Source organism: Streptomyces sp. RFCAC02 (assembly GCF_004193175.1).
Lineage (GTDB): Bacteria > Actinomycetota > Actinomycetes > Streptomycetales > Streptomycetaceae > Streptomyces.
Map to the genome: position 1 here is coordinate 483,555 of NZ_SAUH01000001.1, position 14,495 is coordinate 498,049.

The window sequence follows — 14,495 nt, forward strand, 5'->3', positions numbered from 1 at the left end:
CTCCATTCTGCGATGTCGGTGTCGGGGGTCAGGCGTTGCGGCAGGGGCCGGCGACCGGGTCGGCGTCGAGCCAGGGCAGGTCGTGGCCCATGCGGTCGCGCTTGGTGCGCAGGTAGCGCAGGTTGTGCTCGCCGGGGGTGACGGGGACGGCCTCGCGCCCGGTGACGCGCAGGCCGTGGCGGGCGAGGGCCTCCCCCTTGGCGGGGTTGTTGGTGAGCAGCCGGACGGACCTGACGCCGAGGTCGGCGAGGATCCGGGCGCCGGCCGCGTAGTCCCTGGCGTCGGCGGGCAGGCCGAGTTCGACGTTGGCGTCGAGGGTGTCGCGGCCCCGTTCCTGCAGTTCGTAGGCGCGGAGTTTGGACAGCAGGCCGATGCCCCGCCCCTCGTGGCCGCGCAGGTAGAGGACGACGCCGCGCCCCTCGGACCGTACGCGTTCCAGGGAGGCGCGCAGCTGGGGGCCGCAGTCGCAGCGCCGTGAGCCGAACACGTCGCCGGTGAGGCATTCGGAGTGCATGCGGACCAGCACGTCCTCGCCGTCGCCGAGGTCGCCGGTGACGAGCGCGATGTGCTCGACGCCGTCCGGGCCGGCGCGGTAGCCGTGGGCGCGGAAGTCGCCGTGGGTGGTCGGCAGGGCGGTGACGGCCTCGCGGTGCACCGCCGGCGCCGCCTCGCCGCCGGCGGCCTCCGCGGCCTCGGCCGCCCTGCGGTGGGCGATCAGGTCCTCGATGGAGATGATCGTGAGGCCGTGCCTGCGGGCGAACGTCCGCAGGGCGGGGAGCCGCAGCATCGTGCCGTCCTCACCGGCGATCTCGACGACGACGGCCGCCGGGCGCAGCCCGGCCATGCGGGCGAGGTCCACGCCCGCCTCGGTGTGGCCGGGGCGCACGAGGACGCCGCCCGTGCGGGCGCGCAGCGGGAAGACGTGGCCGGGGCGGGAGAGGTCGGCGGGTGTCGCGGCCGGGTCGGCGAGCAGCCGGATCGTCGCGGCGCGGTCGGCGGCCGAGATGCCGGTGGTGACGCCGTGGGCGGCGCCGGCGTCGACCGAGACGGTGAAGGCGGTGGCCATCGACTCGGTGTTCTTGTCGACCATCTGCGGCAGGTCGAGGCGGTCCAGGTCGTCGCCGTCCATGGGCACGCAGATCAGGCCGCGGCACTCGCTCATCATGAAGGCGACGAGTTCGGGCGTGATGTGCTCGGCGGCCACCACGAGGTCGCCCTCGTTCTCCCGGTCGGCGCGGTCCACGACCACGACCGGCCGGCCGGCGGCGATGTCGGCGACGGCCCGGTCGACCGGGTCGAGCGGCCGGGCGGGGTCGGGCGGCCCGGGAGCGGCGGTGGGCGCGGTCATGCGGCGACTCCCTGCGCGGGCGCGGTGGTGGCGGGCGCCTGCGCGGTCCTGGTCTGGAGCCACCAGGCGCGCATGCCCCACAGGACGAGGGCGAAGTAGACGATGTAGACGAGCCCGGAGAAGGGCAGGCCGCTGTCGAAGTTCAGCGGGACGCCGACGAGGTCGACGAGGATCCAGGCGAACCAGAACTCCACGAGGCCGCGGGCCTGGGCGACCATCGCGACGAGCGTGCCGACGAAGATGTAGGCGTCGGGCCACGGGTTCCACGAGAGGTCGGGGTAGGCGCTGAAGAGGGAGCCGACGGCCAGGGTGCCGACGGCGGCGCCCGCGGCCAGCACGGCACGCTCCCGCCAGGTGGCGAACCTGACCCGGACCCCCGTGCCCGCGGCGGCGGCCTCGCCGTCGCCGGGGCGGCGGCCCGCGCGCCAGCTCCGCCAGCCCCACACGGCGACGACGATGACGACGAGCTGCTTGCCCATGCCGCCGCTGAGGTCGGCGGAGTAGTTGGCGGCGAGCAGGATCAGGCCGGACAGGAGCTGCACGGGCCAGGTGAGGACGGACCGCCGCCAGCCGAGGGCGAGAGCGGCGAGGCCGGCGAGGTTGCCGATCATGTCGGACCAGATGACGTGCTGGCCGAACACCTCGAACGCCTCGGAGTTGAGCGGGTCGATGAAGCTCATCGCGTGGTCTCCTGTCGGGGCTCCGGGGCGGCCCCCGTCTGCAGGTCGAACTGCCGGGCGAGGTACTTGGCGAGGACGTCCACCTCCAGGTTCACCGGCTCCCCCGGGCGGCGCAGGCCGAGGGTGGTCGAGGCGAGGGTGGTGGGGATGAGGCCGACGGTGAAGCTGTCGTCGCCGGCGGCCACGACGGTCAGGCTCACGCCGTCGACGGCGACGGAGCCCTTGTCCGCGACATAGCGCGCGAGGCCGGGCGGGAGCGCCACCGTGACGCTCTCCCACGCGTCGCCCGGGGTGCGGTCGACGACCGTGCCGACGCCGTCTACGTGGCCCTGCACGAGATGGCCGCCGAACCGGCCGCCGAGGGCGACGGGACGCTCCAGGTTGACGCGGTCGCCCGGGGCGAGGGAGCCGAGCGTGGTGCGGCGCAGGGTCTCGGCCATCACGTCCGCCGTGAACTCTCCCTCCCCGTGGGCGGCCACGGTGAGGCAGACGCCGTTGACGGCGATCGAGTCGCCGTGTCCCGCGTCCTCGGTGACGAGGCGGCCGCGCAGCCGCAGCCGGGCCGACGCGCCGGTGCTCTCCAGGGCGACGACCTCGCCCAGCTCTTCGACGATTCCCGTGAACATCTCACAACTCCTCGCGGGAGACGGAACGGTGGTGCGACCGCGCGGTCCTGCGACGGGCGTCCGGTGCGGCATGCGGCGGGAACACCGGCGCGCCGTGCGGGATTCCCCGGCCGTGGCCGGGCCGGTCCGCGGTCGTGCGAGGGTCGCGGGCACGGCGAGGCCCCGGCCGTGCGGCCGGGGCGGCATCGTGCTGGCGGGCTGCCACCGGGTCTCCTGCCGTCTGGGCACGACTCCGGGGCGTTGCGGGACACAGGACGGAACGGGCGCGCTCGCGCCGGCGGGGGCGCGCTCCACGGGGGAGGCACGGCGTCGCGGCACGGACGGCACCTGATCCGCCGCGCACTGCCTCCCATCCGGACTTTAACCGTCGGTCCAGGAATTTCACCTGGTCAACCGGCCGCTGGCAGCGGCCGGGTCGCGGACTGTAACCGCCGGTTCGGACTTTCACCGACCCCGGAGTGCGCGTTCGTCACTGGTACGCGTCCAGTCTGCCACGCGGCTGCGCGCCCCACACCCACTGTGGTCGGCGTCACAGCCCGTGGCGGGCGGTCAGTGCGGGATCGCCGGGCCGAACAGGTCGTCGCGTGCCGCGTCGAGGGCGGTGAGGAGGCCGCCGCCGAGCACCGGGCTGCCCGTCACCGTCGCCGGGCGCACCTCCGTGTCGAGCGGCGAGAGCCGGGCCAGCCCGCGCGCCACCAGGCCGGCGAGCGCGGTGCCGCCGGCCCGGCCGATCTCGCCGCCGAGGACGACGCAGCCGGGGTCGAGGACGGAGGCGACGCCGGCCACGCCGAGCGCGACACGGCCGGCCAGCCCGTCGAGGAACGCGGCGGCCTCCCCGGGCCCGGTGCCGTCCACGGCGGCGCGCACGGCGGCCTCGGCGGCGGGCGCGTCGTCCCCGTCCGGCACGTCGAGGCCGTGCCGCCTGGCGAGGTCGCACACGGCGGCGCTGCCCACCAGGGCGTGGAATCCGCTGTCGCAGTCGTCGGCGGACGGCAGGCCCCCCGTGCCGGGCACCGGGAGGAAACCGATCTCGCCGGCGCCGCCCGACGCGCCGCGCCGCAGCGCGCCGTCGAGGACGACGGCGGCGCCGATCCCGTGCCCGAGCCACAGCAGGACGAACGTGTCCCGCCCGGCGGCCGCGCCGACGCGGTGCTCGGCGATGCCGGCGAGGTTCACCTCGTTCTCCAGCACGAGGGGGCCTTCGAGCCGCGCGCGCAGGGCGGTGACGAGATCGCCGTGCCAGCCGGGCAGCGAGTGGGACGGGCGCAGGGCGCCGCTCGCGGGGTCGGCGAGGCCCGGCGCGCCCACGACGGCGGTGTGCACGGCGGGGACTCCGGCGGCCGAGACCGCGTCGTCGAGGGCGCCGAGGACCGCCGGGACCATGTGCCGCCCCGGGTCGGCGCCCCCGGGCGGCACGGGCAGGGTGCGCCGGGCGACGGTCCGCCCGGCGAGGTCGGCGACGGCGAAGGCGACCGAGGTGGTGCGCACGTCGAACGCGGCGACGTGCGCGCGGTCGGCGACCAGCCCGTAGAGCCGCGCCTTCGGTCCCCTGCGCTCCTCGCCCGCCTCGCCGACGACGGTGACCAGGCCGTCGTCGCCGAGCCGGGCGAGGAGGTCGGCGACGCTGGGACGGGAGAGGCCCGTCAGCTCGCGCAGCGCGGCCGCCGTGAGGGGTCCCTGCGCGGTGAGCAGGTCGAGGGCGATGCGGTCGTTGATGGCACGGGCTGTCCTGGGCGTCGCGGTACGCGCGGTCATGCGGGGGATCCTCGCAGTTTTTTTATCAGGAAGGTTTCCTGATAGTTTAGCGGCGCCTCGCACCCACGCCCCGCGCCCCGATCCCGGGCCCGAGCAGGAAGACGGACCGCACATGTCGCAGCCATCAGCCGCACCCGACCGGGAGCGCGTACGCCGCGCCCGCCGGGCGGTCGGCACCGTCTTCGCCCTGCACGGGGCGGTGGCGGGCAGCTTCGCCACGCGCATCCCCTGGATCCAGGAGCAGCTCGACCTGAGCGCCGCCCAGCTCGGCCTCGCCCTCGCGTTCCCCGCCTTCGGCGCCGCGCTCGCCATGCCGCTGGCGAGCCGGATGATGCACCGCTTCGGCGCGCGGGCCGCCCTGCGCTGGCTGCTCGCGATGTGGACGGCCGCCGTGGCGCTGCCCGCCCTCGCGCCCTCCCTGCCGGTGCTGTGCGCCGCGCTGATGGTGTACGGCGCCGCCTCCGGCGTGTCCGACGTCGCGATGAACGCCCAGGGCGTCGAGGTGGAACGGCACCACGGCCGCTCGATCATGTCCGGGCTGCACGGCCTGTGGAGCGTCGGCACGCTGCTCAGCTCGGCGCTCGGCGTCGCCGTCGTGCACATCGGCGTGGACGCCCGGGTGCACCTGCCCCTGGTCGCCCTCGCCCTGACGCTCGTGGGACCGGTGGTGTGCCGGCACCTGATCGACGTGCGGGCCGAACCGGAGGAGGAGCCGCCGCCCCGGTTCGCGCTCCCGCCGCGCTCCGCGCTGCTGATCGGCGTCGTGGGCATGAGCGCGGTGCTGGCGGAGGGCGCCAGCATGGACTGGTCGGGCGTCTATCTGCGGGACATGGCGGGCGCGTCCGAGACGATAGCGGCGGCCAGCTTCACGGCGTTCGCCTGCATGATGGGCGCGGCGCGGCTCACCGGCGACATGGTGGTGCGGCGCATCGGCCCGGTGCGCACGGCGCGGACCGGCTCGGTCGTGGCGCTCACGGGCGGTCTGCTCGTGGTGACCGCGAGGACGCCGGTCCAGGGCATCGCGGGGTTCGCGCTGCTCGGCATCGGGATCGCCACCGTGGTGCCCCTGGCCTTCGCGGCCGCCGGGCGCAGCGGTTCGAACCCGGGTCAGGCCATAGCCGGCGTCGCCACCGTGACCTACACGATGAACCTGCTCGCCCCCACGGTGATCGGCCTGATCGGTGACATGGCGACGCTGCGGGTGTCGTTCGTGGTGGTCACGGCGGGGACGGCCGTGTTCGGCCTGGCCGCCGGCGTGCTCGGTCCGCGCCGGGAGCGGACGGGGCCGGTCGCCGCGTCCCCCGTGCCGGTGGCCGGAGTGGGCGACTCGGCGGTCTGAGCCGGCGCGGTCAGCCGAAGGCGCGGACGGCCTGGTAGTACGTCCACGCCAGGGCGTCGCAGGACGCTCCCGATATGCCGGAGTACCGGTCGCAGACCCGTCCGAGGTCGGCGTAGAAGGCGCTGTCGAGCCGGGCCTTGTTGGCATCGAAGGCGCCGAGGTCCTTGTAGTTGCGGTACCCGAAGTCGTGGCGCGCGCAGGACGTCTCGAAGGGGAACCCGAGCGGGTTGTCCGGCGAGGTGGAGCAGTGGTCGGTGCTCCAGTCGAAGCCGTAGGCGCTCCAGGCGGACCGGTCGGCCCTGGCGGCGGCCCAGGACTGGTAACTGGCGGCGCTCGACTGCGTGAAGCCGGCCAGCACCTGGGCCTTGTCGGCCGGCGCGGCGCCGGCGGGCGCCGACGAGACGAGGACCGTGCCGGCCGCGAGCAGGGAGGCGGACAGGGCGGTGGCGAGCCGGTGGCGCGTACGCATGGGGGACCTCCGGTTTCCGGCGGCCCGCGCGAGGGGCCGCGCATCCGGAGAATGACGCTACGACCGACCGGGGCAATGGCCAACCCTCCGCGCATGCACACGAGTTGACCGCTCGGAGAACACCGTCCCGCCACCGGCCGCCCGTGCTCGCGGGCGACCGGTGGCGATGGCGCGTCTCGCCGCCGGACCGGCTCAGACGAGGATGACCCGGCGCCCGCGCGTGTGACCGGCCTTGCTGTCGATGTGCGCGGCGGCGGCCTCGGCGAGCGTGTACGACTTCCCGACCGGAATGTGGAGTTTCCCCCGCGAGACGAGGCCGGGCCGTCAGGCGGCGGTCGGGGCGTTCTGCACGGTCACGTTGATGCGGTTCCATGCGTTGATGGCGGCGATCGCCATCACGAGGACGGCCAGCGACTCCTCGTCGTAGTGGGCGGCCGCGGCCTCCCACACGTCGTCGGGGACGCCCGCGGGATTGTCGGGGATGCGGGTGGCGGCCTCGGCGAGGGCCAGGGCCGCGCGTTCCGCCTCGGAGTAGAAGGGCGCGTCCCGCCAGGCGGCGAGCGCGTGGAGGCGCTGGTCGGACACGCCGGCCTCGGCCGCCTCACGGGCGTGCATGTCGACACAGAAGGCGCAGCCGTTGATCTGGCTGACCCGCAGCCGGATCAGGTCGAGCGTCGTGCGCGGGACCGGCCCGGCGCCGATGGAGGACTCCAGGGCGTACATCGCCTTCAGGCCGTCGGCGGCGGGCTTGCGGATGCTCAGACGCATGCGGGTCTCCTCATTCGGGTGTTCCTGTAGCTTCGATATCCAGGTTCGGTGCGCGCAAGCACGCCGCTCCCCCGGTTGCGTTCCCCGGGGGCGGGCGCGGTCCTGCATTATCTGGATATTAGACGTCCAGGTGTTGAGTGGCAAGGCGAACCCGTCGTCCCGCCCCGGCAGTTGGCCGCGGGGGCGTCAGACGGGCAGTGCCCGCACCCAGGTCCGGTCGGAGGTGAGGTACGCGTCCACGGCGAGCCCGGCCTCGGCCAGCGTCGCCGCGAACTCCTCGTCCGTGTACCGGCGGGAGAGGAACGTCTGGGTCCACACCGCGTCCGGGAGGACGTACTCCACCCGTATCGAGGAGACCCCGGGGCCGGCCGGCTCGGCGGCGGCGACCCGCACCAGCATGTCCCCCGACCTGCTCTCCCTCGGCACGCGGTCGTGCCAGTCCGCGCCCTCGCGCTGGATCAGCACGCAGCCGTCGTCCGCGACATGGCGGCGGCAGGTACGCAGCAGCCCCCGCCGCACCGCCGGGTCGCCCGCGTGCACGAGGAACGACCCGAGCAGCACGGCGTCGAACCGCTCGCCGAGGTCGAGCGCCTCGATGGCCGAGCGCACCGTCCGCGCGCCCGTCACATGCGCCAGCATCTCCGCCGACTCGTCCACCGCCGTGACGGTGAAGCCGCGTTCGGCCAGCGGCCGGGTGATCCGGCCGACGCCGCAACCCAGTTCGAGGAGGCGGGCGCCGGCCGGGACGGCGCCGGCGACGACATCGGGCTCGTCGCCCGGCGCGAGGCGCAGGTAGAGGTCGACGGCGCAGCCGTCCGGTGTGATGGCGCCTGGGCCGGTGCCGCCGTACCCGGGCCGGTGGGTGGTGGTCATGCGCGCCAGCACACCACACCGGCCCGCCGTCCGGACAGGCCCTATGAGCAGATCGGGGCGTCGGTCGCGGTGTAGGACACGTAGACGATCTGCCCCTGAACGCCGTCGCCGTAGTACCGGCCCTGGCTGTCCCGGTACATGCCGGACAGGTTGCGCTCCGCCCCGTCGTACTTGATCTCGTTGCCGTCCCAGAAGAGGAAGTCGTCGGCCGTGCCGAAGGTCTTGGGACCGACGATGCCGTCGCCGTCCAGGCCGTGGTCCTCCTGCCAGGCCACGGTCGCCGCGTGGGTCACCGGCCCGAACATGCAGTCACGGTCCGAGCTCTCGAGATAGCCGTCGGCCCAGAGGATGCCCTGCCACATCCCCACCACGTTGTTGTACGAGTTCTGCGAGGTCGACAGCGGTCCCTCGTCCCCGAAGTCGTCCGTGATGACACCGGCGCCGACGACATACCCCTGGGCGACGCTCGCCTGCGCCGTGCTCGGCATGATCAGCCCGGCGACGGCCGCCGCCATGGCGACCCCGCCGACGAAACCGAGCCGTACCGTGTTCCTCTTCGGCATGCAGAAGCCCCCCTCGTCCCGTTTCCTGACTCAACTATCGGAGCCCCACCCGGAGTTGGTCAAGACCGCGTAAAGCAAGGGAGCCCCGTCCCGGCGGCGGGCCACCGCCGGGACGGGTACCGGCTACTGCCAGCTCGCGTGCAGCGGCTTGCCCTCCGCGTAGCCGGCCGCGCTCTGCACACCGATGACGGCCCGCTCCGCGAACTGAGCGAGCGTCGCCGCTCCCGCGTAGGTGCACGCCGACCGCACGCCCGCGACGATCGAGTCGATCAGGTCCTCCACGCCCGGCCGCGCCGGGTCGAGGAACATCCGGGACGTCGAGATGCCCTCCTCGAAGAGCCCCTTGCGCGCCCGGTCGTACGCCGACTCCTCGGCGGTGCGGTTGCGGACCGCGCGGGCGGACGCCATGCCGAAGCTCTCCTTGTACAGCCGGCCGTCCGCCGCCTGCTGGAGATCCCCGGGCGACTCGTGCGTGCCGGCGAACCAGGAACCGATCATCACGTTCGACGCGCCCGCCGCCAGCGCCATCGCCACATCGCGCGGATGCCGCACCCCGCCGTCCGCCCACACGTGCCGCCCGAGGCGCCGCGCCTCGGCGGCGCACTCCAGCACGGCGGAGAACTGCGGCCGGCCGACGCCCGTCATCATCCGCGTCGTGCACATCGCGCCCGGACCGACCCCGACCTTCACGATGTCGGCGCCCGCCTCGATCAGGTCGCGCGTGCCCTCGGCGGAGACCACGTTGCCCGCGACGACGGGCACCCCGGGACGGAGCGCCCGGACGGCGCGCAGCGCGCTGATCATCTGCTCTTGGTGCCCGTGCGCCGTGTCCACGACGAGGGTGTCCACTCCGGCGGCGAGCAGCGCCTCCGCGCGACCCGCGACGTCCCCGTTGATGCCGACGGCCGCGGCGACCCGCAGCCGGCCCCGGCGTCGGTGGCGGGCCGGTAGAGGGTGGCGCGCAGGGCGCCCTTGCGGCTGATGATGCCGACGAGCCGGCCGTCAGGACCGACGGCGGGCGCGATCCTGCGGTGCGCGGCGTCCAGCCGGCCGAATGCCTCCCGCGCGTCGAGCGACGCGTCCAGCACCAGCAGATCTGTCGACATGACCTCGCCCACCTGCGTGAACCGGTCGACGCCGGTCAGGTCGGCCTCGGTGACGACACCGACCGGCCGCTCCGCCGAGACGACGACGCCCGCGCCGTGGGCGCGCTTGGGCAGCAGCGCGAGGGCGTCGCCCACGGTCTGGGTCGGCGCCAGCGTGATCGGGGTGTCCAGGACGAGGTGCCGCTGCTTGATCCAGCCGATGACCTCGGTCACGACGTCCAGGGGAATGTCCTGCGGGATGACGGCGAGACCGCCGCGGCGGGCGACCGTCTCGGCCATCCGGCGGCCGGCGACGGCCGTCATGTTGGCGACGACGAGGGGGATCGTCGTCCCCGTGCCGTCGGGCGCGGCGAGGTCCACCGCGAGCCGGGACCCGACCGCGGAACGGCGGGGGACCATGAAGACGTCGTCGTACGTCAGGTCGTGCGCGGGCACGGAACCGTTCAGAAACTGCATGTCGCTCTCTCACCTGCTGCGTAGGTCGATCCGGCGGGTGGGGAGCTGCGGCTCCTACGCCATTGTCACCGATGACCGCACAAGGGGCCGAAGCGGGGACACACGCGCGGAACGGTCAGCCCGGCGGCGCGCCGTCCCCCCGAACGGGTGGGTCTGGGCGCCGGCCGGCCCGGGTAGGCATCCGCGGCCGGTGCCAGCGCCCCTCCACCGGCGCACGGCGGCGACCGGGGGCACGACGCACGGAAGGCGGCCCCGCGGGATGAGCGAGCAGCACAGGAGCACGGTCACCGGCCGTGTGAGCTTCGGCATCAAGACCACCCCCGCCCACATCCCCTACGAGGACCTGCTGCGCATCTGGGAGGAGGCCGACGGCGTCCCGCTCATCGAGCACGCCTGGCTGTGGGACCACCTGCTGCCGGTCTTCGGCCCGGCCGACGGCCCGGTCCTCGAGGGCTGGACCCTGCTGTCGGCGCTCGCCGCGCGGACCGGGCGCATCGGGCTCGGTCTCCTCGTCTCGGGGAACCGCGTGCGCCCGCCCGCGCTGCTCGCCAAGATGGCGGCCACCGTCGAGGTGATCTCCGGGGGCCGGCTCACCGTCGGCGTCGGTGTCGGCGCGACCGCCCGCGCCGGCGGTGCCGGCGGCGGCGTACCGGCGCGCAACCCCGCGGTCGACGAGTACGCGGCGTACGGCATCGGTCTCGTCCCGCCCGCGGAGGGCGTCGAGCGGCTGGCGGAGTCCTGCGAGATCATGCGACGCCTGTGGACCGAGGAGCGCGTGGACTTCCACGGCCGCCACTACCGCCTGCGCGGCGGCCACCTCGAACCCCGGCCGCGCCGCCACCTGCCGCTGCTCGTCGGCGGCGCGGGGACGCGGACCCTGCGGGTCGCCGCCGAGCACGCCGACATCTGGAACGCGCCCGGCCCCCCGCACAACGACGTGGCGTTCCTCGCCGAGCGCTCCCGCCTCCTCGACCGGCACTGCGAGGCCGCGGGCCGCGCGCCGGAGGCCGTCGTCCGTTCCGTGCAGACCCACGCGTCGGCGGCCGACCCGGGCCGTACGCGCGCCGTGGTGCGGGATCTGATCGCGGCCGGCTTCACGCACATCGTGCTGAGCCTGACGCCGCCGTTCGCCCCCTCCCCCGCCCGCTGGGCGGCCGAGGAGATCATCGAACCGGTGCTGGCCGGGCTGTCCGCGCCCGCCGGGGCGCCCTGACCGGTTCCGCGACGCGCGTCAGGCGTCGGGGTCGGCACGCTCCAGGGCGGGGCGGCGGCCGGCCGGCTGGGACAGCAGCCGGTCCGCGGCCGCCACGTCCGTCACCAGGCTGGTGACGAGGCCGGACCTGAGCACCGCGCCGATCGCGTCGGCCTTGCGCCGGCCGCCGGCGATCGCGACGACCTCCGGTATGCGCCGCAGCCGCTCGGCCTCCACGGTGATGCAGCGCTCCCCCAGGTCACGGCCGATCCGGCGGCCGTCGGCGGCGAAGAGGTGCGCCGACATCTCGGCGGCGATGCCGAGCGAGGCGTACTGCTCGCGCTCGGCCCGGCCGAGCATGTCGTGCACGGTGGAGATGCCCGGCTGCCAGGAGCCGATCGACACCGCCGCGATCGTCACCTTGTCGAAGTACTCGAACGCGGCGGCGATCCCGGCCTGCCGGCGCAGCGCCGCCGCCGTGGCCGAGTCGGGCAGCAGCATCGGCGCGTAGATCGGGTGCGCCTCGCCGCCGGAGACGGCCGCCGCGCGGCGGACCGCCTCGACGGAGCCGCGCTCGGCGGTGCCCGCGTCGTAGACGCCGGTGAGCTGCACCACCGTGCACGGCGGCAGGGACCGCAGCGCCTGCGCCATGTGGATGGTGGACCGGCCCCAGGCCAGGCCGAGGACGTCGCCCTCGCTGACGAGTTCGCCGAGGAGTTCGGCGGCCACCTCGCCCAGGTGCTCCGGGTCGGGGGTGTCGTCGACCGCCTCGGCCGGGGACTCGGCGACCACCACGTGCCGCAGGCCGTAGCGGGCGCGCAGGGCGTCGGACCGGTCGGCGTCCAGCTCGGCCGGGACCCGGATCTCGATGCGCACCAGGTCGTGCTCCACGGCCGACTCCAGGACCCGCGCCACCTTGAACCGGCTGACCCCGAACTCGTCGGCGATCTGGATCTTGGACTTGCCCTCCAGATAGAAGCGGCGCGCCATGGCCGCCGCCTGCATCAGTTCGGCGGGCCCCATCCGTGGGGCTGACCTCCCGGTCGGCACCGCACTCACCTCACTGTCCTCGGCATCTCGTGATCCCGCTCACGCGTCGCGTTCCTCATCCTCGCAGATCCACGGGGATGCCGGTCCGCACCCGGCGCGGCGGGGGCGGGACGCTGCCGGATGGTCGCCCGCCGTTCACCCGGCGGCCGCGCGGGCGGCCGCCTCCTCGGCCTGCCGGCGCAGCGCGCCGACGGCGGCGGCCGGGTCGTCCGTCCCGTAGACGGCGGACCCGGCGACGAACACGTCCGCGCCGGCCTCGGCGCAGCGCTCGATCGTGGCCGCGGAGACGCCGCCGTCGACCTGGAGCCACAGGTCGAGGCCGTGCCGGTCGATGAGCTGCCGGGTGCGCCGGATCTTGGGCAGCATGATGTCGAGGAACGCCTGGCCGCCGAAGCCCGGCTCGACCGTCATGATCAGGATCATGTCCAGCTCGGGCAGGAGGTCCTCGTACGGCTCGATCGGGGTGGCCGGCTTGAGGGCGAGGGAGGCGCGGGCGCCCTTGGCCCGGATCTCGCGGGCCAGCCGCACCGGCGCCGCCGCCGCCTCGGCGTGGAAGGTGACGGACCCGGCGCCCGCCTCCACGTACGCCGGCGCCCAGCGGTCGGGCTGCTCGATCATCAGGTGGCAGTCCAGCGGGGTCCCGGTGGCCTTGGCCAGGGACTCGACGACGGGCACGCCGAGCGTCAGGTTGGGAACGAAGTGGTTGTCCATGACGTCGATGTGCAGCCAGTCGGCGCCCCGGACGGCCTCCGCCTCCTCGGCGAGCCGGGCGAAGTCGGCTGACAGCATGCTGGGGTTGATCTGTGCCATTGGCCAAGTATCACAGTCGGCCCCCGGCTTGCGCCCACCGGTGATCACGCGGTGCGGCGCAGCAGCGTCAGGTACATCGCGTCGGTGCCGTGCCGGTGGGGCCACAGCTGGATGTCGGGACCGTCGCCGAGGTCGGGGACGCCGGGCAGGAGCGGGCGGGCGTCGAGGCGTTCCGCCGAGATGCCGGACAGGTGCCGCAGGACGTCGGAGACGACCACGCGCGTCTCCGCGAGGTGCGGGGAGCAGGTGGCGTAGCCGACGACGCCGCCGGGCCGCACGGCTTCGAGCGCGCCGCGCAGCAGTCTGCGCTGCACGGCGGTGAGGCCGTCGATGTCCTCCGGGCGGCGGCGCCACCGCGACTCGGGGCGGCGGCGCAGGGCGCCGAGGCCGGTGCAGGGGACGTCCACGAGCACGCGGTCGAAGGCGCCGGGCCGCCACGCGGGGCGGGTGCTGTCGGCGGTGACGACCTGGTACGGGCCGGGGTTGCCGGACAGGGCGCGGGCGACGAGGCGGGCGCGGTGCGGCTGCCGCTCGGCGGCGAGGAGGGTCGCGCCGCGCTCGGCCGCGAGGGCGGCGAGGAGGGCCGCCTTGCCGCCGGGGCCCGCGCAGCCGTCGAGCCAGCGGTCGTCGCGGCCGGTGACGGGAGCGTTCGCGAGCGCGAGGGCGACGAGCTGGCTGCCCTCGTCCTGCACGCCGGCGCGGCCGTCCCGCACGGCGTCGACGGCGCCCGGCTCTCCGCCGTCGGCGAGCCGGACGGCGTAGGGCGACCAGCGGCCCGGCTCGGCGCTCGGCTCCTTCAGCAGCTCGTCGGCGGTGCTGCGGCCCGGCCGGGCGGCGAGGGTGACGTGGGGGCGCTCGTTGTCGGCGGCGAGGAGGGCCTCGATCTCGTCGCGTCCGCCGCCGACGGCGTCCCACAGGGCGGAGACGATCCACCGGGGGTGGGCGTGGGTGAGCGCGAGGTGGTCCTCGGGGTCCTCGTCGTAGGGCGGCGCGACGCGCTCCAGCCAGCCGTCGAGGTCGTGCGCGGACAGGCGGCGCAGCACGGCGTTGACGAACTTGGCGCGGCCGTCGCCCAGGACGCAGCGGGCCAGTTCGACGGTGGCGCTGACGGCGGCGTGGCCGGGGATGCGGGTGCCGAGGAGCTGGTGCGCGCCGAGCGCGAGGACGTCGAGGACCGGCGGGTCGACGTCGCGCAGGGGCCGGTCGACGCAGGCGGCGATGACGGCGTCGTAGGTGCCCTGGCGGCGGAGCGTTCCGTAGACCAGCTCGGTGGCGAGGGCGGCGTCGCGGCTGTCGAACCCGCCCGCCTCCTTGGCGCGGGCCAGCAGCGGCGGGAGGACCAGGTTGGCGTAGGCGCCGCGCTCGTCGACGGCCCGCAGGGCCTCGAAGGCGAGGATCCGCGCGGGGTCGCGGCGGGGACGGCGGTAGGGCCTGGGCTGGCTGCGCGGCCGATTGCTCAC

General features: G+C 75.1%; 13 protein-coding genes, 2 pseudogenes and 1 riboswitch. Of the genes and pseudogenes, 2 read left to right on the plus strand and 13 right to left on the minus strand.

Annotation, left to right across the window (positions count from 1 at the left end; genetic code table 11):
* Window positions 1-28: 28 nt before the first annotated feature.
* From EMA09_RS02060 to EMA09_RS02075, 4 genes are all read right to left on the minus strand, one after another.
* Window positions 29-1,348: a bifunctional 3,4-dihydroxy-2-butanone-4-phosphate synthase/GTP cyclohydrolase II gene (locus EMA09_RS02060; RefSeq protein WP_129838304.1), complete on the minus strand. Its 1,320-nt coding sequence runs from the start codon at window positions 1,346-1,348 to the stop codon at window positions 29-31.
* Entirely contained in the window at window positions 1,345-2,028 is a 684-nt protein-coding gene (locus EMA09_RS02065) for a nicotinamide mononucleotide transporter family protein (protein WP_129838306.1), read from the minus strand. The genes EMA09_RS02060 and EMA09_RS02065 overlap by 4 nt, the downstream gene beginning before the upstream one ends.
* A complete protein-coding gene (locus tag EMA09_RS02070) occupies window positions 2,025-2,654 on the minus strand; it encodes a riboflavin synthase (protein ID WP_129838308.1) in 630 nt (209 codons plus the stop codon). The genes EMA09_RS02065 and EMA09_RS02070 overlap by 4 nt, the downstream gene beginning before the upstream one ends.
* 335 nt (window positions 2,655-2,989) lie before the next feature.
* A riboswitch (FMN riboswitch) is annotated at window positions 2,990-3,120 on the minus strand.
* Window positions 3,121-3,203: 83 nt separating this feature from the next.
* Window positions 3,204-4,409 (minus strand): ROK family transcriptional regulator, encoded by a 1,206-nt coding sequence (locus EMA09_RS02075; protein WP_129838310.1) that lies wholly within the window; start codon window positions 4,407-4,409, stop codon window positions 3,204-3,206.
* A 112-nt stretch (window positions 4,410-4,521) separates the two neighbouring features.
* Between EMA09_RS02075 and EMA09_RS02080 the strand changes: the two genes are divergently transcribed.
* A complete protein-coding gene (locus tag EMA09_RS02080; RefSeq protein WP_129838312.1) occupies window positions 4,522-5,748 on the plus strand; it encodes an MFS transporter in 1,227 nt (408 codons plus the stop codon).
* A 10-nt stretch (window positions 5,749-5,758) separates the two neighbouring features.
* Here EMA09_RS02080 and EMA09_RS02085 read toward each other — a convergent pair whose 3' ends face one another.
* The 6 genes and pseudogenes from EMA09_RS02085 to EMA09_RS02110 form a co-directional block, all read right to left on the minus strand.
* Window positions 5,759-6,217, minus strand: a complete 459-nt coding sequence (locus EMA09_RS02085; protein ID WP_129838314.1) for a phospholipase — start codon at window positions 6,215-6,217, stop codon at window positions 5,759-5,761.
* A gap of 192 nt (window positions 6,218-6,409) precedes the next feature.
* Window positions 6,410-6,535, minus strand: a pseudogene (locus EMA09_RS02090) (zinc-binding dehydrogenase); the annotation flags it as partial.
* 6 nt (window positions 6,536-6,541) lie between these two features.
* Entirely contained in the window at window positions 6,542-6,985 is a 444-nt protein-coding gene (locus EMA09_RS02095; protein ID WP_129838316.1) for a carboxymuconolactone decarboxylase family protein, read from the minus strand.
* A 186-nt stretch (window positions 6,986-7,171) separates the two neighbouring features.
* Window positions 7,172-7,858, minus strand: coding sequence for a class I SAM-dependent methyltransferase (locus EMA09_RS02100; RefSeq protein WP_129838318.1), 687 nt, complete (start codon window positions 7,856-7,858; stop codon window positions 7,172-7,174).
* A 41-nt stretch (window positions 7,859-7,899) separates the two neighbouring features.
* The gene (locus tag EMA09_RS02105) at window positions 7,900-8,421 is read right to left on the minus strand and encodes a peptidoglycan-binding protein (RefSeq protein ID WP_129838320.1); all 522 of its coding nucleotides are present in this window, start codon (window positions 8,419-8,421) and stop codon (window positions 7,900-7,902) included.
* A 123-nt stretch (window positions 8,422-8,544) separates the two neighbouring features.
* A pseudogene (locus EMA09_RS02110) lies at window positions 8,545-9,983 on the minus strand (GuaB1 family IMP dehydrogenase-related protein).
* 259 nt (window positions 9,984-10,242) lie between these two features.
* Here EMA09_RS02110 and EMA09_RS02115 point away from each other — a divergent pair.
* A complete protein-coding gene (locus EMA09_RS02115; RefSeq protein ID WP_129838322.1) occupies window positions 10,243-11,196 on the plus strand; it encodes an LLM class flavin-dependent oxidoreductase in 954 nt (317 codons plus the stop codon).
* A gap of 18 nt (window positions 11,197-11,214) precedes the next feature.
* Here the strand turns inward: EMA09_RS02115 and EMA09_RS02120 are convergent, their stop codons facing one another.
* From EMA09_RS02120 to EMA09_RS02130, 3 genes are all read right to left on the minus strand, one after another.
* The gene (locus EMA09_RS02120) at window positions 11,215-12,198 is read right to left on the minus strand and encodes a sugar-binding domain-containing protein (RefSeq protein ID WP_129838324.1); all 984 of its coding nucleotides are present in this window, start codon (window positions 12,196-12,198) and stop codon (window positions 11,215-11,217) included.
* Window positions 12,199-12,360: 162 nt separating this feature from the next.
* On the minus strand, window positions 12,361-13,035 hold the full coding sequence (gene rpe, locus EMA09_RS02125; protein ID WP_129838326.1) for a ribulose-phosphate 3-epimerase: 675 nt from the start codon (window positions 13,033-13,035) through the stop codon (window positions 12,361-12,363).
* 44 nt (window positions 13,036-13,079) lie between these two features.
* On the minus strand, window positions 13,080-14,495 hold the full coding sequence (locus EMA09_RS02130; protein WP_129838328.1) for a transcription antitermination factor NusB: 1,416 nt from the start codon (window positions 14,493-14,495) through the stop codon (window positions 13,080-13,082).